18 protein-coding genes are annotated in these 21133 nt (G+C 70.7%); 10 read left to right on the top strand and 8 right to left on the bottom strand.

Going from position 1 to position 21133, the window contains the following annotated elements:
• Nucleotides 1-603 precede the first annotated feature (603 nt).
• Nucleotides 604-1524, top strand: coding sequence for an alpha/beta fold hydrolase (locus QQY66_RS20870; RefSeq protein WP_301981863.1), 921 nt, complete (start codon nucleotides 604-606; stop codon nucleotides 1522-1524).
• 122 nt (nucleotides 1525-1646) lie between these two features.
• Here the strand turns inward: QQY66_RS20870 and QQY66_RS20865 are convergent, their stop codons facing one another.
• The 3 genes from QQY66_RS20865 to QQY66_RS20855 form a co-directional block, all read right to left on the bottom strand.
• The gene (locus QQY66_RS20865) at nucleotides 1647-3236 is read right to left on the bottom strand and encodes a transporter (RefSeq protein ID WP_301981862.1); all 1590 of its coding nucleotides are present in this window, start codon (nucleotides 3234-3236) and stop codon (nucleotides 1647-1649) included.
• On the bottom strand, nucleotides 3233-4003 hold the full coding sequence (locus QQY66_RS20860; protein ID WP_301981861.1) for an ABC transporter ATP-binding protein: 771 nt from the start codon (nucleotides 4001-4003) through the stop codon (nucleotides 3233-3235). Before QQY66_RS20860 ends, QQY66_RS20865 begins: the two co-directional genes overlap by 4 nt.
• A gap of 82 nt (nucleotides 4004-4085) precedes the next feature.
• Nucleotides 4086-4748 (bottom strand): bifunctional DNA primase/polymerase, encoded by a 663-nt coding sequence (locus QQY66_RS20855; protein WP_301981860.1) that lies wholly within the window; start codon nucleotides 4746-4748, stop codon nucleotides 4086-4088.
• A gap of 305 nt (nucleotides 4749-5053) precedes the next feature.
• Here QQY66_RS20855 and QQY66_RS20850 point away from each other — a divergent pair, with 305 nt between their 5' ends.
• On the top strand, nucleotides 5054-6439 hold the full coding sequence (locus QQY66_RS20850) for a transcriptional regulator (RefSeq protein ID WP_301981859.1): 1386 nt from the start codon (nucleotides 5054-5056) through the stop codon (nucleotides 6437-6439).
• Between the two features lie 202 nt (nucleotides 6440-6641).
• Nucleotides 6642-8654, top strand: coding sequence for a hypothetical protein (locus QQY66_RS20845; protein WP_301981858.1), 2013 nt, complete (start codon nucleotides 6642-6644; stop codon nucleotides 8652-8654).
• Between the two features lie 58 nt (nucleotides 8655-8712).
• Here QQY66_RS20845 and QQY66_RS20840 read toward each other — a convergent pair whose 3' ends face one another.
• A complete protein-coding gene (locus tag QQY66_RS20840) occupies nucleotides 8713-10020 on the bottom strand; it encodes an ABC transporter substrate-binding protein (RefSeq protein ID WP_301981857.1) in 1308 nt (435 codons plus the stop codon).
• Nucleotides 10021-10137: 117 nt separating this feature from the next.
• On the opposite strand from QQY66_RS20840, the gene QQY66_RS20835 reads away from it, so the two are divergent.
• Both QQY66_RS20835 and purU read left to right on the top strand, forming a co-directional pair.
• A complete protein-coding gene (locus QQY66_RS20835; RefSeq protein ID WP_301981856.1) occupies nucleotides 10138-10638 on the top strand; it encodes a hypothetical protein in 501 nt (166 codons plus the stop codon).
• Nucleotides 10639-10684: 46 nt separating this feature from the next.
• On the top strand, nucleotides 10685-11566 hold the full coding sequence (gene purU / locus QQY66_RS20830; RefSeq protein ID WP_301981855.1) for a formyltetrahydrofolate deformylase: 882 nt from the start codon (nucleotides 10685-10687) through the stop codon (nucleotides 11564-11566).
• Between the two features lie 164 nt (nucleotides 11567-11730).
• On the opposite strand, the gene QQY66_RS20825 is transcribed toward purU, so the two are convergent.
• Together QQY66_RS20825 and QQY66_RS20820 are read right to left on the bottom strand one after the other, a co-directional pair.
• Nucleotides 11731-13149 (bottom strand): maleylpyruvate isomerase N-terminal domain-containing protein, encoded by a 1419-nt coding sequence (locus tag QQY66_RS20825; RefSeq protein ID WP_301981854.1) that lies wholly within the window; start codon nucleotides 13147-13149, stop codon nucleotides 11731-11733.
• Complete coding sequence (locus QQY66_RS20820) at nucleotides 13146-13724, bottom strand: sigma-70 family RNA polymerase sigma factor (protein WP_301981853.1); 579 nt, start codon at nucleotides 13722-13724, stop codon at nucleotides 13146-13148. Before QQY66_RS20820 ends, QQY66_RS20825 begins: the two co-directional genes overlap by 4 nt.
• Before the next feature lie 340 nt (nucleotides 13725-14064).
• Here QQY66_RS20820 and QQY66_RS20815 point away from each other — a divergent pair, with 340 nt between their 5' ends.
• Together QQY66_RS20815 and QQY66_RS20810 are read left to right on the top strand one after the other, a co-directional pair.
• Nucleotides 14065-14445: an STAS domain-containing protein gene (locus QQY66_RS20815; RefSeq protein ID WP_210582594.1), complete on the top strand. Its 381-nt coding sequence runs from the start codon at nucleotides 14065-14067 to the stop codon at nucleotides 14443-14445.
• A 177-nt stretch (nucleotides 14446-14622) separates the two neighbouring features.
• Nucleotides 14623-15135, top strand: a complete 513-nt coding sequence (locus QQY66_RS20810; RefSeq protein ID WP_301981852.1) for an EF-hand domain-containing protein — start codon at nucleotides 14623-14625, stop codon at nucleotides 15133-15135.
• 2 nt (nucleotides 15136-15137) lie between these two features.
• On the opposite strand, the gene QQY66_RS20805 is transcribed toward QQY66_RS20810, so the two are convergent.
• Nucleotides 15138-16640 carry a class I adenylate-forming enzyme family protein gene (locus tag QQY66_RS20805; protein ID WP_301981851.1) on the bottom strand — a complete coding sequence of 501 codons (1503 nt, stop codon included), beginning with the start codon at nucleotides 16638-16640 and terminating at the stop codon, nucleotides 15138-15140.
• A 124-nt stretch (nucleotides 16641-16764) separates the two neighbouring features.
• Here QQY66_RS20805 and QQY66_RS20800 point away from each other — a divergent pair, with 124 nt between their 5' ends.
• From QQY66_RS20800 to QQY66_RS20790, 3 genes are all read left to right on the top strand, one after another.
• Complete coding sequence (locus tag QQY66_RS20800) at nucleotides 16765-17892, top strand: acyl-CoA dehydrogenase (RefSeq protein ID WP_301981850.1); 1128 nt, start codon at nucleotides 16765-16767, stop codon at nucleotides 17890-17892.
• A gap of 8 nt (nucleotides 17893-17900) precedes the next feature.
• Nucleotides 17901-18770: an acyl-CoA dehydrogenase family protein gene (locus QQY66_RS20795; RefSeq protein ID WP_301981849.1), complete on the top strand. Its 870-nt coding sequence runs from the start codon at nucleotides 17901-17903 to the stop codon at nucleotides 18768-18770.
• A 481-nt stretch (nucleotides 18771-19251) separates the two neighbouring features.
• Nucleotides 19252-19725 carry an ATP-binding protein gene (locus QQY66_RS20790; protein ID WP_301987435.1) on the top strand — a complete coding sequence of 158 codons (474 nt, stop codon included), beginning with the start codon at nucleotides 19252-19254 and terminating at the stop codon, nucleotides 19723-19725.
• Nucleotides 19726-20123: 398 nt separating this feature from the next.
• Here QQY66_RS20790 and QQY66_RS20785 read toward each other — a convergent pair whose 3' ends face one another.
• Nucleotides 20124-21050 carry a cyclase family protein gene (locus QQY66_RS20785; RefSeq protein ID WP_301981848.1) on the bottom strand — a complete coding sequence of 309 codons (927 nt, stop codon included), beginning with the start codon at nucleotides 21048-21050 and terminating at the stop codon, nucleotides 20124-20126.
• Nucleotides 21051-21133: the final 83 nt, after the last annotated feature.

Here is a 21133-nt window from a genome sequence, read left to right as displayed (position 1 = left end):
CGTCCGAGGGCGGAGAAGCGGTCAGCGGCACCGTGGTGATCTTGCCGTTTCCAGGATTCACTGCGTCGAATTGCAGCGCTCGGACGGTTCACGTGCGAGGCTGTCGCGTGAGGCATATGACCTGAGGGATTCTTGGCAGTGGTGCGACAGCGATGTCGTCCGGCCGGGGAGGGGGCGGGGAGGATGTGCCGTAGAAGTGGAGAGGGCCCCGGCGCCGTGTGGCGCCGGGGCCTGTCCTCCCCTGTGTTGACCCGGAGCCCCGAGCTCCCAGGGTCATTCCCCTCGGACCGTTTTCCCCGAGCGGTCCGCCTCCCGCAGAAGATCTCCCCTCGCCGCGGGCGGTCAATCCCTGACCGAGGTCACTCGTACGAGGGGTGTTACCGGCAGACCCGGCATCTTCGAATGTGTATTCGATAGTCTGAGGGTGACACGGCATGCGGAACCTGCGCTTCACCAGTAGGCGCGGCATGTCGGCAGATGAGCGAGGGCCCCGACCGGCCCCGGCAGAGAGTGGTACCACGGCAGGCAGGACACGGTTCACAGGACCGGTCGGCTCGAGCGGGAGCGAGCGGTCCGAGCGGAGCTAGGGGGGTGCCAGGATCCATGGCGCGGCGCATCGACGTGACCGGGGCGGGCGGCGTACGCCTGGCGGCCTGGGAGTTCGGCGACCCTCCCAAGCCCGACCCGGCGCACGCAACAGGGCACACGGACCAGGCCCCGGACCAGGCCCCGGACCAGCCGCCCGGCACCGGCGAACAGGACCGCTTCTCCGGCGTGCTGTTACTCCACGGCCTGATGGGCCGCGCCTCGCACTGGGCCTCCACCGCCCGCTGGCTCTCCGGACGCCATCGCGCCGTCGCGCTCGACCAGCGCGGCCACGGCCAGAGCGACAAGCCCCCGCAGGCCTCCTTCACCCGCGAGGCCTATGTCGAGGACGCCGAGGCCGCCCTCGAACAGCTCGGCCTCGGCCCGGCCGTCCTCATCGGCCATGCGATGGGCGCCCTGACCGCCTGGCAACTCGCCGCCAGGCGCCCCGATCTGGTCCGCGGAGTGATCATCTGCGATATGCGGGCCTCCGCACTCGGCGCGGCCTCGCAGCGGGAGTGGGCCCAGTGGTTCAAGTCCTGGCCCGTTCCGTTCGCCACCCTCGCCGATGTCCGCAAGTGGTTCGGTGAGGACGACCCTTGGGTGGAGCGGCCCATTCCGTCCCGCGGCGAGTTCTACGCCGAGGTGATGCACGAGTCGTCCGACGGCTGGCGGCCCGTCTTCGAACCCGACCAGATGCTCAAGTCCCGGGAGACGTGGGTGTACGACGCGCACTGGGAGGAGCTGGCCCAGGTGCAGTGCCCGGCCCTGGTCGTCCGCGGGCTTGATGGGGAGTTGGGGCGGGCCGAGGCCCAGGAGATGGTGCGCGTGTTGCCTCTCGGCGAGTACGCGGAGGTGGCCGACGCCGGGCATCTTGTCCACTATGACCAGCCGGAAGCGTGGCGCGCGGCGATTGAGCCGTTTTTGAATGAGCTGTGAGTTTGGGGCGCGTTCTCGTCTGCCGGGGGCTGTTCGTTGGCGGGTGCGGGTAGTCCGTGGCTTGTCGCACAGTTCCCCGCGCCCCTTAACGGCGTCGCAGGGCCCTGAGTAAAAAGTCTCCGTCAGCCCTTGCTAACCGCCGTAAGGATCTCCGGCAGTCGTTCCGCCGTCCGAGGGGCCGCCAGCCTCAGGCCCAGCCAAGTGACAGCGGCCCCGTACGCGACACCCACCGGCAGCAGCACCCACGTCCAGTCGCCGCCGTCCGCGCTCACGTTCAGCCAGATCGTGACGCCGATGACCGGGGCGCACAGCAGCGCCGCTGCGACCATGCCGCCGAAGATGGCGATCCAGGCGAGTCCGGCCTGTCCGGGGGCGACGTTCTTGTAGCCCTCCTGCGGGATGGAGTACGGGAAGCGTGCCGACGTCCACGCCCCGGTCGCCAGCATCGCGCCGAGCAGCGCGAAGGACAGCCCCAGCACCTCGGGCAGCTTGGCCCAGTCGCCGAGCAGCGCCGTCGTCAGCACGGTGACCAGCGCGGCGTACGGCAGCGTGATCACCAGCAACGCGAGGGCACGCGCGCGCAGTTCGACGTACGCATCCTTCGTGGACGAGATCGTCATCGCGACCATCCAGAACGCGGAGGTGTCCTGCCCGAACTGGTTGTACATCTGGATGCCGAGCATCCCCGCGGCGAAGCAGGCGAAGTAGATCGAGCCGGTGCCCTGCAAGGCGTTGAACAGCGGCACGATCAGACCGATGGCGAGCGAAGTCACCCAGGCGGCCTTGGTCTTGGGGTCGCGCCACACATAGCGCAGGCTGCGCTCCATGACCGTGCCGGTCCGGCCGACCGGCAGGAAACGCGACAGTCCGGTCGAGGTCCGCTCGCGGGCGACGCCCTCGGCGCTCTGGAGGGTGGACCCGTCGGGCGCGGTCATCAGCCGGTTCAGATGCCCCGACCACTGCCGCAGCAGCAGCCACAACGCCAGGGCGCTCAGGGCGAGTTGCAGAACAGCGATCCCGTACGAGCCGTCGCTCGCCGAGTCCGCCGCCCCGATCGCCGACGCGGGCGGCACCCACTTCAGCACGTCGGCGAAGGGGTCGAGCTGCCCCAGCCCGGCCGAACCCAGCCGCTGCGCCCCGAAGTTGACGAGCTGCGCCCCGACGGCGATCACCAGACCACTGAGCACCGCGAGATCACGGCCCCTGCGGCTGGTCAGCAACCGGATGTTGGCGGCGGCGACGGCCCGCGCGAGGGCCACGCACACCAGCAGCGCCAGCACCACACCGACGACTCCGACGACGTACGCCACACCCCCGTGCGCCACCGCGACGACGGAACCGGCGAGCATGCACACCGTGAACAGCGGCCCGATGCCCACCAGCGAGGCCACCAGCAGCGCCCGCACGAGCGGCCCGGGACGCAGCGGCAGCATCACCAGGCGGGTGGGGTCGAGGGTCTCGTCGCCGCTGGGGAAGAACAGCGGCATCACCGCCCAGCCCAGCGCCAGCACCGCGACGAGGAGCACGACCACCGACGTCGCATGCTCGTTGCCGCGCAGCAGGATCAGCCCCAGCAGTTGCAGTGCGGCGAAGAGCAGCGCGACGACGGCGGACGCGATGTAGGCGGCTTTGCGCCCACCGGACTGCCGTAGCCCGTTGCGCAGCAGCGACAGCTTCAGCCGTACGACGACCGGGGTGATGTCGGCGGTCATCGTGCCCCGCCGCCCAGCCAGTCGAGATCGGACCCGGCGTTCCGCCCGTTCGCCCCCACGAGCTCCAGAAACGCCTGCTGGAGCGAGGCGGCGTCGCCCCGCACCTCGGCCAGCGGCCCGTGCGCCCGGATACGCCCGGCGGCCATCACGGCCACCCAGTCGCACAGCGACTCCACGAGCTCCATCACATGCGAGGAGAAGACGACGGTCGCCCCGGAGCCGGTGTACCGCTCCAGCACACCCCGGATGGTCTGCGCGGACACCGGGTCGACGCCCTCGAACGGCTCGTCCAGGAACAGCACTTCGGGATTGTGCAGCAGCGCCGTCGCGAGCCCGATCTTCTTCCGCATCCCGGTCGAGTAGTCGACGACCAGCTTGTGCTGGGCCCCGGCAAGATCCAGCACATCCAGCAACTGCGTCGCCCGCTTGTCCACCTCGGCACCGGGCAGCCCTCGCAACCGACCGGTGTAGCCGAGCAGTTCCCGTCCCGACAGCCGCTCGAACAGCCGCAGTCCCTCAGGCAGCACCCCGATCCGCGCCTTCACCTCGACCGGATCCCGCCACACGTCATGCCCGACGACCTCGACGGACCCCTGATCGGGCCGGAGCAGCCCGGTGACCATGGAGAGGGTGGTGGTCTTCCCGGCACCGTTCGGGCCGACGAGCCCGATGAACTTCCCGGCAGGCAACTCAAGATCAACCCCGGCAACGGCAACCTGCTGCCCGAACCGCTTCCAGAGCCCACGCACCACAACAGCAGACGTCATGCCTGAACCCTACGGTGGGGCAACGCCGAGAAGGGGCGCGGGGAACTGCGCGACCAGCCACAGACGACCCGCAGCCGCCGACCTACCGATCCCGCCCACACGCATAGGCAAGCGGCGAGATCAATTCCTCCGCATCCGGCAACCACCGATTCGCCGGCGTAGGCCGACAAGCCCACTGCACAGCCCCCCGAGACCCGAACCGCGTAGGAGGCGCAGCCACCCACGCACCCTCCCCGAGCGCCACGAGATCCAGCGAAGCGACCGCCCACCCCAGCTTGCGCACCAGGTCGGGAACCTTCGCCGCGGCCCCCGGCAGCACGAAGAACTCCATCCGCCGATCCGGAGTCAGCGTCACCGGCCCCAGCGTGAGCTCCATCCGCTCCATCCGGGCCAGCGCCAGAAACCCCGCCGTCTCCGGAACGGAAATCGCGTCGAACGTACGCCCCGTCGGCAGCAGGATCGACGCCGTCGGCTGCTTCTGCCACATCCGGCGCGCAACGGTCGCACTGCCCGTCGCCTGCGTCGCCCAGTCCGGCCGCGTCGGATGCGCGCCGGGCGCGGCGCACGCGACATCGCCGCACGAGCAGCGCTGCACCCCGTCGACGGCTTCCAGCCAGGCCCCCGGGAAGACGTCCCAGTGGCGCTCCTCGGCGTAGCGAACGGCGGTGTCCAGCAGCGATTCCCCACGCTGCTTCGGAATCTGGGCGGCTTCGGTGCTCGCGATCGTCTCTTCCACGCTCATCACAACTCCCGCGCCCACCTCCGGTTACGGCTGTAGCGCGCGCTGGGGAGGAGCACTGATTCCGCAACTGGGGCGCATGGGTGCATGTGTGGGGGCGCGCAGGAGGATCTGTGGCCTCAGCTGGGTAGCCACGAGTGGGGTCGGCTTCGGCCTTTACCCCGGCAATCCTCGCAAGCCTCGCATTTTCGTCATGTCGGCGGGGCATTGATCTTCACGGCCGGATCCTTTCGCTCACCGGAAGGCGCCGGGTCAGGGAAGACACATCAACTCGGTGCGTGGGCAGGCACCGCAGCCACAGGGGGTACGCCATGGCCGCAAGGCCTCTCGTCGCGCGGCAGCCGAACGAACGGCTGCAGGCGCTCATTCAAGAAGCGGGTTGTTCCAACGCCGGGCTGGCCCGCCGAGTGAACATGTGCGGTGCCGAACACGGCCTCGACCTGCGCTACGACAAGACGTCCGTCGCCCGCTGGCTGCGCGGACAGCAGCCACGCGGACGCGCTCCGGCGATCATCGCCGAGGCGCTGGGGCGCAAGCTGGGCCGTACGGTCACGATCGACGAGATCGGCATGGCCAACGGCAAGAACCTCGCCTCGGGCGTCGGCCTCCAGTTCTCGCCGACGGTACTGGGCGCCATCGAGCAGGTCTGTGAGCTGTGGCGCAGTGACGTCGGCCGGCGGGACTTCCTCTCCGGCTCCTCCGTCGCCGCGTCCGCGCTCGTGGAGCCGAGCCGGGACTGGCTGATCTCCTCGCCCGACTCGCAGGTGGCGCGCTCGGCGGGCCCGCGGGTGGGGGAGTCCGACGTGGCGGCCGTGAAGGCCATGACCCAGGCGCTGGTCGACCTGGACCACCAGTACGGCAGCGGGCATGTGCGCCCGGTGGTCGTGCACTACCTGAACAGCGTGGTCTCCGGCCTGCTGGCGGGGTCGTACCGGGAGGCCGTGGGGCGTGAACTCTTCGCAGCGGTGGCCCGTTTGACGGAGCTTGCGGGCTATATGGCCATCGACACCGGGCAACCGGGCCTGGCCCAGCGCTACTACATCCAGGCGCTGAGGCTCGCGCAGGCGGCGGGCGACCGGGCGTACGGCGGGTATGTGCTCGCCGCGTCCATGAGCCATCTCGCCGCGCAGCTCGGAAATCCGCGGGAGATCGCGCAGTTGGCGCGGGCGGCGCAGGAGGGGGCGCGGGGTCGCGTCACCCCGCGCGCGGAGGCCATGTTCTACGCGGCCGAGGCCCGGGGGCACGCGTTGATGGGGGACGCGCGGGCCGCCCACGCGGCGTCGGGGCGTGCGGTGAGCGCGCTGGAGTCGGCCGACCCGTCCTCCGGCGACGACCCGGCGTGGATCGCGCACTTCGACGAGGCCTATCTGGCCGACGAGTTGGCGCACTGCCACCGTGACCTGGGGCAGGCCGAGGCGGCGGCACGGCGGGCGGAGGAGTGCCTGTCCGGGCTGCCCGAGTCGCGGGCGCGGCGCCGGGCGATCGGCTACGTCCTGCTGGCCACCGCACAGGTCCAGCAGCGCGAGGTCGAACAGGCCGTGCACACGGGACTGAAGGCCGTGGCACTGCTGGAGACCCTGCGCTCCAACCGGGGCGCCGAGTACCTGGAGGACTTCCAGCAGCGGCTGGAGCCGTTCCGGGACGAGCCGGTGGTAAGGGAGTTCGGGGCGCGGCTGGAGTTGCAGGCGGCGGCATGAAAGACGCGGATACGCCCGCGTGAACGTGTGGGAAACAAAGGCGCTGGTGGTGAAGGAGGGGCATATATAGCGGATGAGAGCCCGGTTTTGTTACGGCGGTCACAGGGAAGGAGGTCACGTCCTGTGCTGCATGGCACCGGGCTCCGGGGACCCGGTAGCGTGAGCCGACGATTCCGAAGGTCCCCCATTCGTAGGAGTCCCGGTGACGCAGAGTGGACAGGGCGAGGAGCCCTCGCCGCGGCAAGCGCGCGAAGGCATCGTGCTGCCATCGGACGGTGGCGAGCCCCTGCTGCCGGGCATGACGAACGGACAGGGCGGTCCGCAGTACGGCCGCCCCGTCCCGCCGACCCCCGCCCCGGCTCCGGCGGCGGCGCCGCCCGAGGGCCAGGCCTGGGGCACCCCCTGGGGCCCCGACCAGCACCAGCCCCCGCCCCCACCGCAGGGCCAGGGCTGGGACTCCGGCCCCACCGAGCCATGGGGCTCCCCGGAGCCGTACCAGCAGCAGGCACCGGCCGCCTGGGGCACACCGGACCAGGCCAACGCCATCCCGGCCCAGCCGCAGCCGAGGCAGGAGGCGGCATACGGCGGTGAGGCGCTGCCGGGACCGGGTGCGCAGCCGACGTATGCGCCGCAGGAGCCGGCACCTCAGCAGTCGTACACGTCACACGCGCAGGCACCCCAGATGCCGGGCGCGCAGCAGCCGTCGTACACCTCGCAGGCCCCGTCCGCCGAGTCGTCGTACACCTCTCACGCGCCGAACGGCCAGTCCCCGAGCGGCAGTCAGGGCCGGCATGCGGCAGGTGGCGCTCTGCCGCCCGCGGAGGCCGGCGGATACGGGGCCGCCTCCCCTTCCGGGTCGGTCCAGCCGCCCACGCCCGGCTACGGCCCTCCAGCGGCTGCCCAGCCCCAGCCCCCGACCGCAGCCGATGGCTACGGCGGCCCGGCCCCCGGCGCGTACGGCTCCGGTGCCGCCGCGCCTCTGCCGCCTGCCGGATCCGGGAGCTTCGGCGCGCCGTTGCCGCCCGCCGACGACGGCGCGACCCAGTACATACCGCCGGTTGCCGGTGGGGGTGCGCCCGCGCATGCCTTGCCGGACGGGGCGACCCAGTACATACCGCCGGTTGCTGGTGGGGGTGCGCCCGCGCATGCCTTGCCGGACGGGGCGACGCAGTACATACCGCCCGTCGCCGCGGCGCCTTCCGGCCCCGGCGATGAGGGTGCGACGCAGTACATCCCGCCGGTGGGGCCCGGTGCGCTGCCGCCCGAGGTGCCTGCCGGGGCGGCCGGTGAGGAGACCCGCTACCTGGGGCGGGCGCAGCAGAACCCGGGACCGTTGCCGCCGGCCAATCCCGATGCCGAGGCGACGCAGTACATCCCGCCCGTGGCGGCCGGGCAGGACCGGCAGCCGCTCGCCGAGTTCGACAGCCTCTTCCGCAGCGAGCCGCGGGCGGAGCATCCCGCCGCGGCCACCCAGCAGCTGCCCCGCTTCGAGCCGCCGCAGGCACCGGCGCACCCCCAGCCCGCCTACGTCCCGCCCGGCGCCGACGACCACCGCGGGCGCGGTGGCCGCGGTGGTCGTAGCGGCTCGCGGGTGCCGCTCATCGCGGCCGTCGGGGTCGGCATCGCCGTCCTCGGTGTCGGCGCGGGCGCGCTGCTCGCGGGCGGTGGCGGCGACGACCAGAGCGACGACAAGAACCAGCCGGTGTCCGCCACTGCCCCGGCGACCGAGGGTTCCGCATCGCCGTCCGCCGACGTGGCCGAGCAGCAGGCCATCGCGCTGGACAAGCTGCTGGCCGACAGCGGCGACAGCCGGGCCACCGTGATCAACGCGGTCGCCGATGTGAAGACGTGCAAGAACATGGGGCAGGCGGCGGCTGACCTGCGCGACGCGGCCAAGCAGCGCACCGGCCTGGTCACGAGCCTGTCGAAGCTGTCCGTCGACAAGCTCCCGAACCATGCCGCGCTGACCTCGGCCCTCAACAGCGCATGGCAGGCGTCGGCGTCGGCCGACAACCACTACGCGGCGTGGGCCGACCAGGTCGCGGCCAAGAAGGGCAATCTCTGCAAGAAGGGCCAGGCCCGCACCACCGGCCAGACCGCCGCCGGCAATCGCGCGAGCGGCACCGCGACCGCGCAGAAGGCCAAGGCGGCCCAGCTGTGGAACGCGATCGCCAAGACGTACGGCCTGACCCAGCGCCAGCCGACCCAGCTGTGACGGCCGGAGCCGACCGGCCGTGTGGGAGTGGTGCACACGAGCCGGCCGGCTCCACCGGTCAGCTCACATCCGCCTGCTTCAGCGTGTCCGTCATGTCGGTGAAGCCCTTGCGTGCCGCGACGAGCTGGCCATCGCGTACGACCTGGAGGGTCACATCGGCGTTCACCATGCGCGGGAGGCCGATGGAGGCGAGCTTGTCCTGGAACTGCCAGCGCAGGGTCGGTGTGAGCCCGTCCGTGGAGACCTTGAGGCCGCCGTCGAGGGCCTTGCGCACGGAGTCGGCGCTCACCTCGCCGTCGCCGAGTGACTCCACGACCGCCTTGAACACGGTGTAGGCGATCCATGTGGTCTGCACGCCGACATCCCCGGCGTCGATGCGGTTGTCGCCGAACGCGTGCTTGTTGATGACCTGTTTCATCTGGGCCCACCGCTTGTCGGTGGAGACCGGGTACCAGCCCGTGGTGAACGACCCCTCGTACGGCGACGAAGCACCGCCGCTCTGGTTGATCACCGACTGGTCGACGTTGCCGAGCACGGTGCCCGCTCGTACGTCGGGGTAGTCCGCGCGGGCGCGCCGGAAGGAGTCCATGAAGGTGCTGGTGCGGTCGCCGAGGGCAGGTACCACACAGCCGGTTTCCGTCGAGTCGGCGGTGGCGTACTCGAGGGCCCGCTCGGCCGGGGCCGAGTACTCGGTGGCGTCGTCCTTGGCCAGCTGATTGCCGGCCGGCGCGTGTCCGCCCGCCTTCAGGCCGGAGTTGAACATCGCGGGCAGCTCGTCACCCGCGATGGTGTCGGGCCGGACCAGGGAGACGCGCCCGCAGTCCTTGGCGAGCGCCTGCCCGAGGCCGGCCAGCAGAGCGGGCTGGCCGCCGTTGACCGGGTAGGACAGCGGGCTGGTGAACTCGGACTCGGTGAGGCCGTAGCCGCCGATGTACGGGATGCCCGCGCCCTCCAGGGGCGGAAAGAACGAGTCGGAGTACTGGCTGTAGGAGCCGACGACCGCGACGACGTTCTCCTTGACCGCGCGTCGGCCGCAGTTGGCCGCGTCCACGGTGTCGTTGTGGTCGTTGCAGATCAGGACCCTGAGCTTGTGGCCGTTGATGCCGCCGCCTGCGTTGACCCAGCGCGCGTAGGCGAGGGCGAGCGCGGGCATGCCGGGCTTGTTCGTGGCGCCCGTCTCGCTCGGTGCCCAGGTCATGACGGTGACGTAGTTGTCCCCGGCGCCCCCCGAGACACCGGGGACGACCCCGCAACCGACGGCGAGCGACGCACACGCGACCAGGGCCGCCGCTCTGCGCACGGTGGTTCTGACGGGTCGGGTGAATGTGGGGAGATGGGTCTTGCGATGGTGGCGCCTGCCGGTCATGGGCACGCACGATTCCGCCACATCACTAACCCGGGAGTGACCTTCGGTCAACGTTAGGTGACGTGAAGGTGAATTACGAGGGCCCCTGAGAGTCGTATGAGAAAGAACGTACGATCGGTGACCGTGCAAGGTTCGGAGAACTCTTCCCGTCGCGGCCGTCGCTCCTCCACCATGGGCGGCATGCCACTGAACGACATGCCGTGGTGGCGCTGGCGCAGCAATGTGCGCTCCGCGCTGCACATGCTCTCCGATCCGGTGTTCCAGCGAGAGGTCTGGCTCGCCGGAGTCGACGGGTACGGAGACGTCACCGACGCCGTGTACCGCCTGGTCGAAGACACCTGGCTGGACAACTGGTCCGCCGAGAAATACGTGGGCACGATCTTCCGGGACTCCCAGGAGGCGGCGCTCGTCGACACCGCCGTCCTGCGCGTGCTGCGGATCATGCACCAGGTCGGGCCGGACGCCCCGGTCTCCGCCTATCTGGAGAACCAGGCGTGGCCGGAGGCGGTACGGGCGGCCCGGGACGCGCATGTGCGCCTCTCGGCGAGTGACGGGGACGACCCTGATGCGCCTCCCCGGAGTCTCGAGGTGCTGCAGATCATGACGAGGTCCGCGTAGCGGACGGGGTCCGCCGAGGCTGGGCCGATATGGGACCCTGTCCTGCATGAACGAGCAGTCCAACCGACCCGCGGTCGCGCCCGACCAGTACGTCCTCACCCTGTCCTGCCCCGACAAGCAGGGCATCGTGCACGCCGTGTCGAGCTACCTCTTCATGACCGGCTGCAACATCGAGGACAGCCAGCAGTTCGGCGACCACGACACGGGACTGTTCTTCATGCGCGTCCACTTCTCGGCGGAGGCGCCGGTGACCGTGGACAAGCTGCGGGCGAGCTTCGCGGCGATCGGTGACTCCTTCCACATGGAGTGGCAGATCAACCGGGCCGACGAGAAGACGCGCGTCGTCCTGATGGTCAGCAAGTTCGGCCACTGCCTGAACGACCTGCTGTTCCGGGCCCGGATCGGGGCGCTGCCGGTGGAGATCGCCGCGGTGGTGTCCAACCACACCGACTTCGCCGAGCTGGTGGGCTCGTACGACATTCCCTTCCACCACATTCCGGTGACGAAGGACAACAAGCCGCAGGCCGAGGCGCAGCTGCTGGAGCTGGTGCGCGAGGAGAACGTCGAGCTGGTGGTGCTGGCCCGCTATATGCAGGTCCTCTCCGACGACCTCTGCAAGGCGCTCAGCGGCCGCATCATCAACATCCACCACTCCTTCCTGCCGAGCTTCAAGGGCGCGAAGCCGTATCACCAGGCCCATGCGAGGGGCGTGAAGCTGATCGGGGCGACCGCGCACTACGTCACCGCGGATCTCGACGAGGGGCCGATCATCGAGCAGGAGGTCGAGCGGGTGGGGCATGACGTCACGCCGGATCAGCTGGTCGCGGTGGGGCGTGATGTGGAGTGCCAGGCGCTGGCGCGGGCGGTGAAGTGGCATGCGGAGCGGAGGATTCTGCTCAATGGGCGACGGACGGTTGTGTTCGCCTAGGGGGTCGGGGGGTTCTCGTGCGGGCGGGTGCGGGTAGTCGTGGGCTGGTCGCGCAGTTCCCCGCGCCCCTAAGGGGGCGTCCACTGCACGTGCTTCAGGGGCGCGGGGAACTGCGCGAACAACCCCCACGCACCCGCACCCGCCTCCGAGACCGCAACCCGCCCCTACATCCGGCTCAAGCTCGCCGCCGCGAACAGCACATCTCTGATCGCCTCCCGGTCACCGATCTGCCCAGCCGCCGCCTCCGCCGGAGGCACATGTCCTGCCGCCAACCGGCAGAACTCCACGCCGTCCAGCGCAACATGGGCGACCTCGTACTCGGCGGAGCCCACCCCCGGTGAATCCAGGGGAATCAGCCACTCTCCGCCGCCCAGCCCCTCGATCTCCAGCCGCAGGCTGCGGCCGGGCTCGCCCACCGGAACCAGATGCCGGCGGCCATCACGGCGACGGGCGGCCAGAACCTGCGGCAGCATCCGCGCCGCGAGGTCGATCATGCCGTGCAGATGACGCGGCGCGGGCGGCTCGTACGGGTAGTCGACCGCCTCGGCGATGTCCTCCGCGTGGACCCAGCACTCGAACGCCCGGTCCAGCATCGCGTCCCGCAGCGGCAGCTCGAAGGTGCCGTACGACACCGGTAGCGAGCCGGAGCTGCTGCCGGTGAAGGACACGGTCCGCACGAGGTCATGGCTCTGCTCCCGCCAGGGACCCCGCACGGACCGGGTGGGCGGGAAGTGGGAGGCCGCCCAGTACGCCTCCGTGCGCTCGGCGGGGGTGGGTGCCGCGGACGGGATGTCGCCCAGGGGGTCGTCCAGTCCGAGGGCGAGCGCGACGAGGCCGTCGACGGTGAGCAGGTGCGCGATGACCCCGGCGACGGTCGTACGCCGGGTCGTCTCCTTGTCGGCCTCGAACCACCGCAGCCGCACGGGCGCGTGCCACTCGGCGTCCCCTATGTCCTGCAGCAGGGCGTCGAGACGGGCGGTCTCGGCGTCGTAGGGACCGGCCCACTCGGGCACCGGGATGCGGGGTGGCCGCCGGTCGAAGGAGACCGCCAGGACGCGGGTGCGCAGGCCCGGGTCGAGGTCGAGGCTCTCCGCGGGGTGCAGCAGCCCGACCGCCTCCCGCAGCCGCAGCGCCTCGTCGGCGCAGGTGCCGCAGCTGCCGAGGTGGTCCTCGACGGCCGCCGCCTCCTCCGGCGAACAGGCGGCCAGCGCCCACGCGCCGAGCAGCGCCTTGAGGACGTGGTGCTCCAGCGTCAGCGGGGCGGGCCGCGGCGCCAGGTCGCCCAGTTCCTCCAGCGACGGCAGCGGCCGTCCGTTGTCCTCGACGGAGGAGCGCGGCAGGGGTATGCGGGGCGGGTGACCGGGGCCTTGCCCACGGCCGGGGTCCTCTCCGCCGCCGTTGCCCGGGCCGTCGGATCCGTCCGCGTTGCCCGGGCCGCCGGGCTCGGTCACCTCCGGGCGGCCCTCGTCGTCCGGGACTCCGTGCTGCTCCTTCTCGTTGCCGGGGCCGTCGTAGCCGTCGTACCCGGCGTCGCCGTATCCCTCGTGTTCGTCGAACGCCTCGAACCGCTCCGGCCCGGTCACACGGCACCCCCGTATCCCGGCGGCGCCCCGGGGGCGCCGGCGTCATGGGCGGTGGACAGGAGTTGCAGGCCGAGGCGGAGGCGGCGGCGGGCCTCGTCCTCGGTGACGCCGAGGTCGGCGGCGGTCTGGCGGTAGTCGCGGCGTTGGAAGTAGGCCAGCTCCAGGGCGGTGCGCAGGGGGACGGGCATGGCCTGGACGATGTAGTCGGCGCGGGCGGCGACGGAGGCCTGGCGGACCTTGCGCTCCAGGTCCTCGGTGGAGCCGCCACCCCGGGTGAGGGCGGCGGTCTCGGTGGCGCGCAGCCGCTGCACGGCCAGGCGATGGGTCAGCGTGGCGACCCAGGAGCGCAGCGGGCCCTGCTTGGGGTCGTACGCCTCCGGATGCTGCCAGACATGGGCGAAGACTTCCCTGGTGATGCCGTCGGCTGCGCGCTCGTCGCCGAGGACGCGGTGGGCGAGGCCGTGCACCAGCGAAGCGAAGCGGTCGTACAGCTCACCGAGGGCCGCCGCCTCTCCGCGTGCGAGCCGCTGCTGCATCTTGCGGTCCCAGCGGGGCGGCGCGTCCTTCTTCGCCATACGGCCCCCTCACCCTGCTCTTCTCCGGTACGGCCTGCGTCCACCGTCATCTCGAATGTAGTCGGCACCTCTGACAACGCACGCCCCTTTGTGGCAATGGGCGCTCTCCGAAGAGGCGCAGGTGGTAGTGGACCTTCCAGGCCCGGTTCCGGCCCCTGTGCCATCGCGCGCCTACCCACTCCCGGGGCGATCAGACTCGATCGAACAGGATCGAATACGACTGGAACAAGCCTGTTCTGATTGGTTTCCGTTTCCAGTACCTGGTTTCGGGGAACTGCCGCTGGGCAGCCGCGCTGCAAGGAAGCGTAGGTAAGGCTTCCGTTTCCGGCGAACGAAGGGCCTGGTGGTGGCGTTCTACGTGACCGGCGACAAGCAGGGCGAGTGGGCCGTGCTCCAAGTGTCGGGCGAGCTGGACCTGGTGACGTCGCCCGTGCTGCGTCAGCGGGTGCACGACGTGGTGGCCGAGGGCCGGCACAGTCTCGTCCTCGACCTCTCCGAGGTGCTGTTCTGCGATTCCAGCGGCGTCGGCGTGCTCATCGGCTCCCGCCGCCTCATCCGCTCCTGCCAGGGCAGCCTGCGCCTGATACTGCCCGCCCAGGGGGCCGTGGACGGCTCCCACGTCAACAGGGTGCTCGGCGCCCTCGGCGTACGCCGTCTGTTCGAGGTGTACCCGGACGTGGCGGCGGCGGTCGACGAGGGGGCCGAACCGCTCTCGGCGTGACGCGCCGCTATCGGATCCCTGCACTCGGTGCACGTCACACCGCTGCTCCGCCACGTCGTTGTCGCAAAATTAGCCCGGTCTTGGCACAAGCGACGTTTTCCGCGCCAAGGCCGCCCCGGGCGTCGTACGCTCCGTGCCTGTACGCACCCCACGTGACGTAAGGCGGCACGAAGAGACATGGTCAGCAGCGAGTACGAGCGCAGGATCGCCGCCCGGTTCGCCACCTTCGACCAGGACGGCAACGGCTACATCGACCGTGAGGACTTCAGCGCGGCGGCCAAGAGGCTGCTCGCGGAGTTCGGTACGGCGGCCCGCTCCGACAAGGGACAGGCCCTGTACATCGGCGCCGAGGCGTTCTGGCAGGGGATGGCCGGCATAGCGGACCGGGACGGCGACCAGCGGATCACCCGGGACGAGTTCGTCGGCGGCGCGGTCAAGCGCCTGCGCGACAACCCGGACCGGTTCGCCGAGATCGCCCGCCCCTTCCTGCATGCCGCGCTCGACCTCGCCGACCGGGACGGCGACGGAGCGGCCACCGTCGGTGACACCGCGCGCGTGCTCACCGCTCTCGGCGTGAGCCAGGACGTGGCCGCGACGGCCGCCGCCACCCTCGACACCGACGGCGACGGCAAGATCGGCGAGGCGGAGATCGTCTCGTCCTTCGCCCGCTACTTCACCGTGCCCGAATGACGTCACCTGTCTGAATAGCGCTCGCGCAGCTTGTACTTGAGCACCTTCCGCAAGGTCTCGTTGCGCGGAAGGGCGTCCACCACCTCGAGCCGCTCCGGCAGCTTGTGCACCGACAGCCCTTCCGCGCGCAGGTACGACGACACCGCTTCCAGAGTCAACTCCCCGGCCTCCGGCGGCTGTTCCACCACCGCGCACACCCGCTCCCCGCGCTCGGCGTCCGGCAGCCCGATCACGGCCACGTCCCCGACGTCCGGGTGCCGGTGCAGCAGATCCTCGATCTCCTTGGCGGAGATGTTCTCGCCCTTGCGGATGATCACGTCCTTCAGCCGCCCCGTCAGCACCAGATGCCCGCTGTCGGCCAGCCGCCCGAGGTCACCGGTCCTCAGGAACCCCTCCCCGTCGAACGCCTCCGCCGTCTGCGCCGGATCCAGATACCCCCGGCACACCGCCTCCCCGCGCAGCCGCACCTCCCCGTCCACGATCCGAATCTCCATGCCCTCCGGTGGCCGCCCCTCGGTCGTCGCCAGGTTCTCGACCGTGTCGTCCGGCGCCCCCATCGTGATCATCGGCACCTCGGTCATGCCGTACCCATGGGTGAGCTGCACGCCCATCTCGCGCACGACGGCGTGATAGACCTCCGGCGGCTTCGGCGCCCCGCCGCCGGCGAGCAGCCGCAGGCTCGGAATGAGCTTCTCCTTGGGCCGCTTGCGCTGCTCGGCGAGGAACATCGAGTAGAAGGCCGTCGACCCGCCCGCCATCGTCACCCCGTGCTTGCGATACCCCTCCAGCGCGTCCGGCAGCGCGAACTGCTCGAACAGCACTGCCGGGAAGCCGTACAGCAGCAGCATCACCATGTAGTCGGGGCCGCCGATATGGGCGTACGGGAAGGCGATCGAGCCGACGTCGGCGGAGGTGGGGCGCAGCGCGTGGGCGAGGCAGGCGCCGCCCGCGATGAGCGAGCGGTCCGTGTGGAGAACGCCCTTGGGGTCGGAGGTGGTTCCCGAGGTCCAGTAGATCCAGCGGACGTCCGTGCCGTCGGCGGGTGGCGCGGGCAGTACGGAGGGATCGCCGTCGGGCAGGTCGTCGTACGCCTCGAAGATCCCCTTCGCGCCGAGCCGGCGCGCCATCGCGGTGTGGTCGAAGCCGCGCCACTCGCCGGGCACGGCGAAGTACTCGGCCTTGGACTCCCGTAGGGCGAAACCGACTTCGCGGTCCCGGTAGAACGGGATGACCGGCGACTGTACGGCGCCCAGGCGGGCCAGCGCGCAGGACAGCAGGGCGGTCTCGATGCGGGTGGGCAGCTGCCAGGCGACGACCGTGCCGGCGCGTACAACCCTGCCGTAGAGGCCGGCCGCCACGCGCTCGGCACGATCGTGCAGCTCACCGAAGGTGAGCGTGCGGTCGTCCTGGAGGAGGACGGGGTGGTCGGGGGTCAGTTCGGCACGGCGTGTGACCAGTTCCCAGAGCGTGCGCGAGGAACCCAGGGCGTGTGCGGTGTCGTTCACGACGACCCCCTCTGGCTGACGGTGTGTCAGATCGTGCGGAGAGCGTAGGGCTCGACGCCTTGTCGGTCCAGGGGTGCGGGGCTAGCCTGCTGCTGAATCTGACGGATCGTCAGGCAGGTGGTGGATGGACCTCACGTACACGCCCGAAGAGGACGAGTTCCGGGCGCGGTTGCGGGAGTGGCTGGGGAAGGTCCTTCCGACGCTGCCGCCGAAGCCGTCCCCGGACGACTGGCCCGCGCGCAGGGCGTACGACCTCGGCTGGCAGCGCATGCTGTACGACGCCGGGTACGCGCACGTGCACTGGGACGCCTCCCCGACCGTACGGCTGATCTTCCTGGAGGAGACCGAGAAGGCGGGCGCGCCCTACGTGGGGGCGGGCTTCGTCGGGCTGCTGCACGCGGGGCCGACGATCGCCGCCGAGGGGAGCGAGGAGCAGCGGGCGCGCTGGCTGCCGCCGATCCTTCGGGGCGAGGAGGTCTGGTGCCAGGGCTTCAGCGAACCGGACGCCGGATCGGACCTGGCGGCGTTGCGCACGCGCGCGCGCAGGGACGGCGACGACTACGTAGTGAGTGGGTCCAAGATCTGGACCTCCCATGCCGAAGTGGCCGACTGGTGCGAGCTGTTGGTCCGCACCAACCCCGCCGCGCCCAAGCACCGCGGCATCACCTGGCTCGCCATGCCCATGGACGCCCCGGGCATCACCGTACGTCCGCTGCGCACGCTCGCCGGATCCGCCGAGTTCGCCGAGGTGTTCCTCGACGAGGTCCGCATCCCGGTCGCCAACCGCGTCGGTGACGAGGACGACGGCTGGCGCGTGACGATGGTGACCCTCTCCTTCGAGCGCGGCACGGCCTTCGTCGGCGAGGTGGTCGCCTGCCGCCGCGTCCTGCGCGAACTCGCCGGTGAGGCACGGAAGAACGGCCGCTGGGACGATCCCGTGCTGCGGCGCAGGCTGGGCAGGCTGAATGCGCAGCTCCGGGCGCTGTGGCGGCTGACCCAGTGGAATGTGAGCGAGGCGGAGAGCGGGGTCCCCGGAGTGGGGAGTTCGGTTTTCAAACTGAGGTATTCGCAGGCGCGGCAGGAGCTGTACGACACCGCTGCCGACGTCCTGGGGCCGGACTCCCTCGACGTCGACCGGCCCTGGACGCTGGACCGCTTGTCGTCCCTCTCCTACACCATCGCCGCCGGCACCTCGCAGATCCAGCAGAACATCGTGGCCGAGCGCATCCTCGGACTGCCGAAGGGACGGTGACTGCGCGTATGAAATTCCAACTCACCCAGGATCAGCGGGCGTTGCGTGACGGCGTACGACAACTGCTGGCACGGCGCTTCGACGCCGAGGCGCTGCGGGCTGCCGTGAACGCACCCGCGCTGGACCGTGGCCTCTGGCGGGCGCTCGGTGAGGCGGGGTTCTTCGCGCTGCGGCTGCCGGAGGCGGACGGCGGGGTCGGACTCGGGCTGCCCGAAGCGGTGTTGGCCTTCGAGGAGGCGGGCCGGGCGCTGCTGCCGGGGCCGCTGATCGCCACACATCTGGCGGCGGGGGAGGCGGCGGGCGCGGCGGACGGGGAGACCGTGGTCGCCGCCGTGGACGGCAGCGGGCTCGTGGAGTGGCTGGGCGAGGCGGACATCGTACGAGGGGACGCCGCCGGGGCCGTACCGCTGCGGTCGGTGGATCCGCTGACTCCGCTGCACCGGGTGGGTGAGGGCGGGGCCGCAGTGGACCCCGCCGCCGTACTCCTGACCGCCGCCGAACAGTTGGGCACGGCCGGGCGGGTGTGCGAGCTGGCGGTGCAACACGCCCGGACCCGTGAGCAGTTCGGGCAGCCGATCGGAGCCTTCCAGGCGGTCAAGCATCTGTGCGCCGGGATGCTGGTGCGGGCGGAGGTGGCCCGGGCGGCGGTGTATGCCGCCGCCGTCACCGCCGACCGGACGGACATCGCGGCGGCTCGGCTGCTCGCCGACGAGGCTGCGGTACGCGGCGCCCGTGACTGCCTTCAGGTGCACGGCGGAATGGGCTTCACCTGGGAGTCCGAGGTGCATCTCCATCTGAAGCGGGCCTGGGTGCGTGCTCGGCGTGGTGGCGCGAGTACGGAGAGTGAGGAACTGCTCGCGGCGGATTTGGTGGCCTGAGCGGCAAAGGGGGCGCTGGGCTGCGGTATCGCGCACGCGGGCGGCATGGATGTCGCGGATTGTGGCATACCGGAATTACGGAGCGTTGATACCGGGTTGTGTCCTAAGGGTGACTCGTCACGGCCTGGAGTCGCTGTGCCGCTCCGGTACCTTGTGTGGGATGCGAGCGGGTCCGAGCACGAGTCATGCCGGTGTTGCCCTTGAGGTGGCCCCGGATCCGGCGATGTGCCCCTGTTCGACTCGCCACAACGAGCGTCGCACAGTATGCCGCACGGGTACTCCTTCGCGCTGGAATATGCCCGAAGCGCTTGTTGGGGTGACTGTACGTCAACCATGCTGTCTCGTAAGGGATTCACGTTCTGTGAACCCGGCTCTGACCATTGTTCTGGTCATGCAAAGAATGGCTACGATCGTGGCACTCGTGTGGCGCGAGGTCATGTGTCCGCCGGTTCGGATGGTGTGAGCGGTGCAGGTGCTTCAAGTGCAGCTGGAGATCCGGCCCGACCCCGCAGAGGTGGGGCGCGCCCGGCGGTGGGCCCGTTCGCGGCTCGCCGGGTCCGGGATAGGGGCCGATGAGCCGCTTGCCGAGACGCTGATCCTGCTCGTCTCCGAACTTGTCACCAACGCCGTCGTGCACACCGGTTGCCCGGCCGTGCTCCGGCTGTCGCTGCCCGGAGAGGCGGCGGAGTCAGCTGCTCCGGTCCGGCTGGAGGTGGCCGACGCCAGCGACCGGGCCCCCGTCCCCCGGTGCGTGGACGGCGAGCAGACGGGCGGGCGCGGTCTCGCCCTCGTCGACGGCCTGGCCGACCGCTGGGGCTGGAGCCCGGAGGGCGCCGGTAAGCGCATCTGGTGCGAACTGGACCGCTGTACGGAGCCGCCCGAGGCGGCGACGGCGTTCGGTGGCGGGGCCTCGGCCTACGAAGGGTATGAAGGGCTGGCGTACGAAGCCGTATAGCCGCTCGCGGGTGTGTGCCCCCCGGCGCATGGTCGCCGACATGGCGACAAACGCTTACCGCCCTTCTCCGGCCGACAGGGCGCATGCGCCCGGATGTGCTTCTGTGCGCGGCCACCGAAATCGGGGCGTAAGTGATGAATCCCCTTTCGGGTGTTGACGCGACGTGACCGTTTGATCACGCTGGTGGTCAGCGATTCGCCGTGAGGGGACGGCGAGGGTTTCGGTGACGGGAGCCCTCGGCGAGTGTGGGTCGTTATTCGGCGTCGGTTCTGCTTGGGGCCATGAAGAACCGGGGTGGGTGCGCCGAAGCCGGATGGCGGCGCGCGACACCGTGCTCGGGGCGGGCGCGGCGCGTCGCCAGCCGGCCGCGCCCGGGGAGGCGGGAGCGTGGCCGGCGACTAGAGAACGGCCACCGGGGCCACCGGAGTTCCCGTGGCGCCGACGAACGGCTCGGGCATCGCCGACAGCAGGAAGTCGTAGCGGCCCACTTGTCCACAAGCTGTGGACAACTCTTCGAGATTCCAGTTCTGGCCCTGCAGCATCCCCATCTCCACGAGGTCGAGCGCATGCACGGGCAGCCACAAATCCTCGATCTCCGGCGGAAATATCTCAAATGTGAGGGTGTCGTTCGCGACGGCGGCGACATCGCGCGCGTGGAACCACTCCGGGGTGCGGATCGACAGCCCGGGTGACGGATAGGCGTACGCGTGCTTGTCCCCGGCCAGATACACCTGCACCTGCCCCGTACGTACGAGCACGATGTCACCGGCACGCACGCGCGTGCCCGCGAGCTCCTCGGCTGCGTCCAGGTCCTGAGGGGTCACGGCATGCCCCCCGTCGAGACGTCCGACGCCGTGTGCCTTCGCCACATCGAGCAGCACTCCGCGCGAGACGATGTGCCGCGCCTTGTCGATGCCGCTGAACTCGGCGCCGCCGTGCGGGGTGACGGTGCCGGCCGGGCGGCCGTTGTAGAGCCGGCCCGAGTGCGAGACGTGGGTGAGCGCGTCCCAGTGGGTGCCGGCCTGCAGTCCCATGGTCACCGCGTCGTCGCTGCACGCGACCGTTCCGGGACCGAAGATCTCCTGGTTGATCTGCACCATGGCGTGCAGCGGATTGACGCGCCCCGGGATCATCCCGGTCTGGACGCCGTCCTGCCTCAGGGGGAGCGCGAGCGGAATCCGGTGCCCGCTCCGTACGCAGGCGGCTGCCTCCCGTACGACCTCGTCGGTGATGAGGTTGAGGGTCCCGATCTCGTCGTCGGCCCCCCAACGGCCCCAGTTGTTGACCCGCTTGGCGATGTCATGGAACTCGGCCGGTAGTGACATGCGAGCCTCCCCGGGGCTTGTCTCCAGGTGTCTGACGGGACTTAAAATCTAACGGTCCGTCAGAAACCGCGGGAAGGGGCCGG

This window comes from Streptomyces sp. DG2A-72 (assembly GCF_030499575.1).
In the GTDB taxonomy this organism is placed as follows: Bacteria; Actinomycetota; Actinomycetes; order Streptomycetales; family Streptomycetaceae; genus Streptomyces.
The sequence above is the reverse complement of the archived record's forward strand: the minus strand, read 5'-3'. Positions and strand labels throughout refer to the sequence as shown.

What these genes read in the sequence shown, in the direction of transcription:
- QQY66_RS20870 (WP_301981863.1), top strand. Translation starts at nt 604, where the DNA reads ATGGCGCGGCGCATCGACGTGACCGGGGCGGGCGGCGTACGCCTGGCG.
- QQY66_RS20865 (WP_301981862.1), bottom strand. Translation starts at nt 3,236, where the DNA reads ATGACCGCCGACATCACCCCGGTCGTCGTACGGCTGAAGCTGTCGCTG.
- QQY66_RS20860 (WP_301981861.1), bottom strand. Translation starts at nt 4,003, where the DNA reads ATGACGTCTGCTGTTGTGGTGCGTGGGCTCTGGAAGCGGTTCGGGCAG.
- QQY66_RS20850 (WP_301981859.1), top strand. Translation starts at nt 5,054, where the DNA reads ATGGCCGCAAGGCCTCTCGTCGCGCGGCAGCCGAACGAACGGCTGCAG.
- QQY66_RS20840 (WP_301981857.1), bottom strand. Translation starts at nt 10,020, where the DNA reads ATGACCGGCAGGCGCCACCATCGCAAGACCCATCTCCCCACATTCACC.
- purU (WP_301981855.1), top strand. Translation starts at nt 10,685, where the DNA reads ATGAACGAGCAGTCCAACCGACCCGCGGTCGCGCCCGACCAGTACGTC.
- QQY66_RS20820 (WP_301981853.1), bottom strand. Translation starts at nt 13,724, where the DNA reads ATGGCGAAGAAGGACGCGCCGCCCCGCTGGGACCGCAAGATGCAGCAG.
- QQY66_RS20810 (WP_301981852.1), top strand. Translation starts at nt 14,623, where the DNA reads ATGGTCAGCAGCGAGTACGAGCGCAGGATCGCCGCCCGGTTCGCCACC.
- QQY66_RS20800 (WP_301981850.1), top strand. Translation starts at nt 16,765, where the DNA reads ATGGACCTCACGTACACGCCCGAAGAGGACGAGTTCCGGGCGCGGTTG.
- QQY66_RS20795 (WP_301981849.1), top strand. Translation starts at nt 17,901, where the DNA reads ATGAAATTCCAACTCACCCAGGATCAGCGGGCGTTGCGTGACGGCGTA.
- QQY66_RS20785 (WP_301981848.1), bottom strand. Translation starts at nt 21,050, where the DNA reads ATGTCACTACCGGCCGAGTTCCATGACATCGCCAAGCGGGTCAACAAC.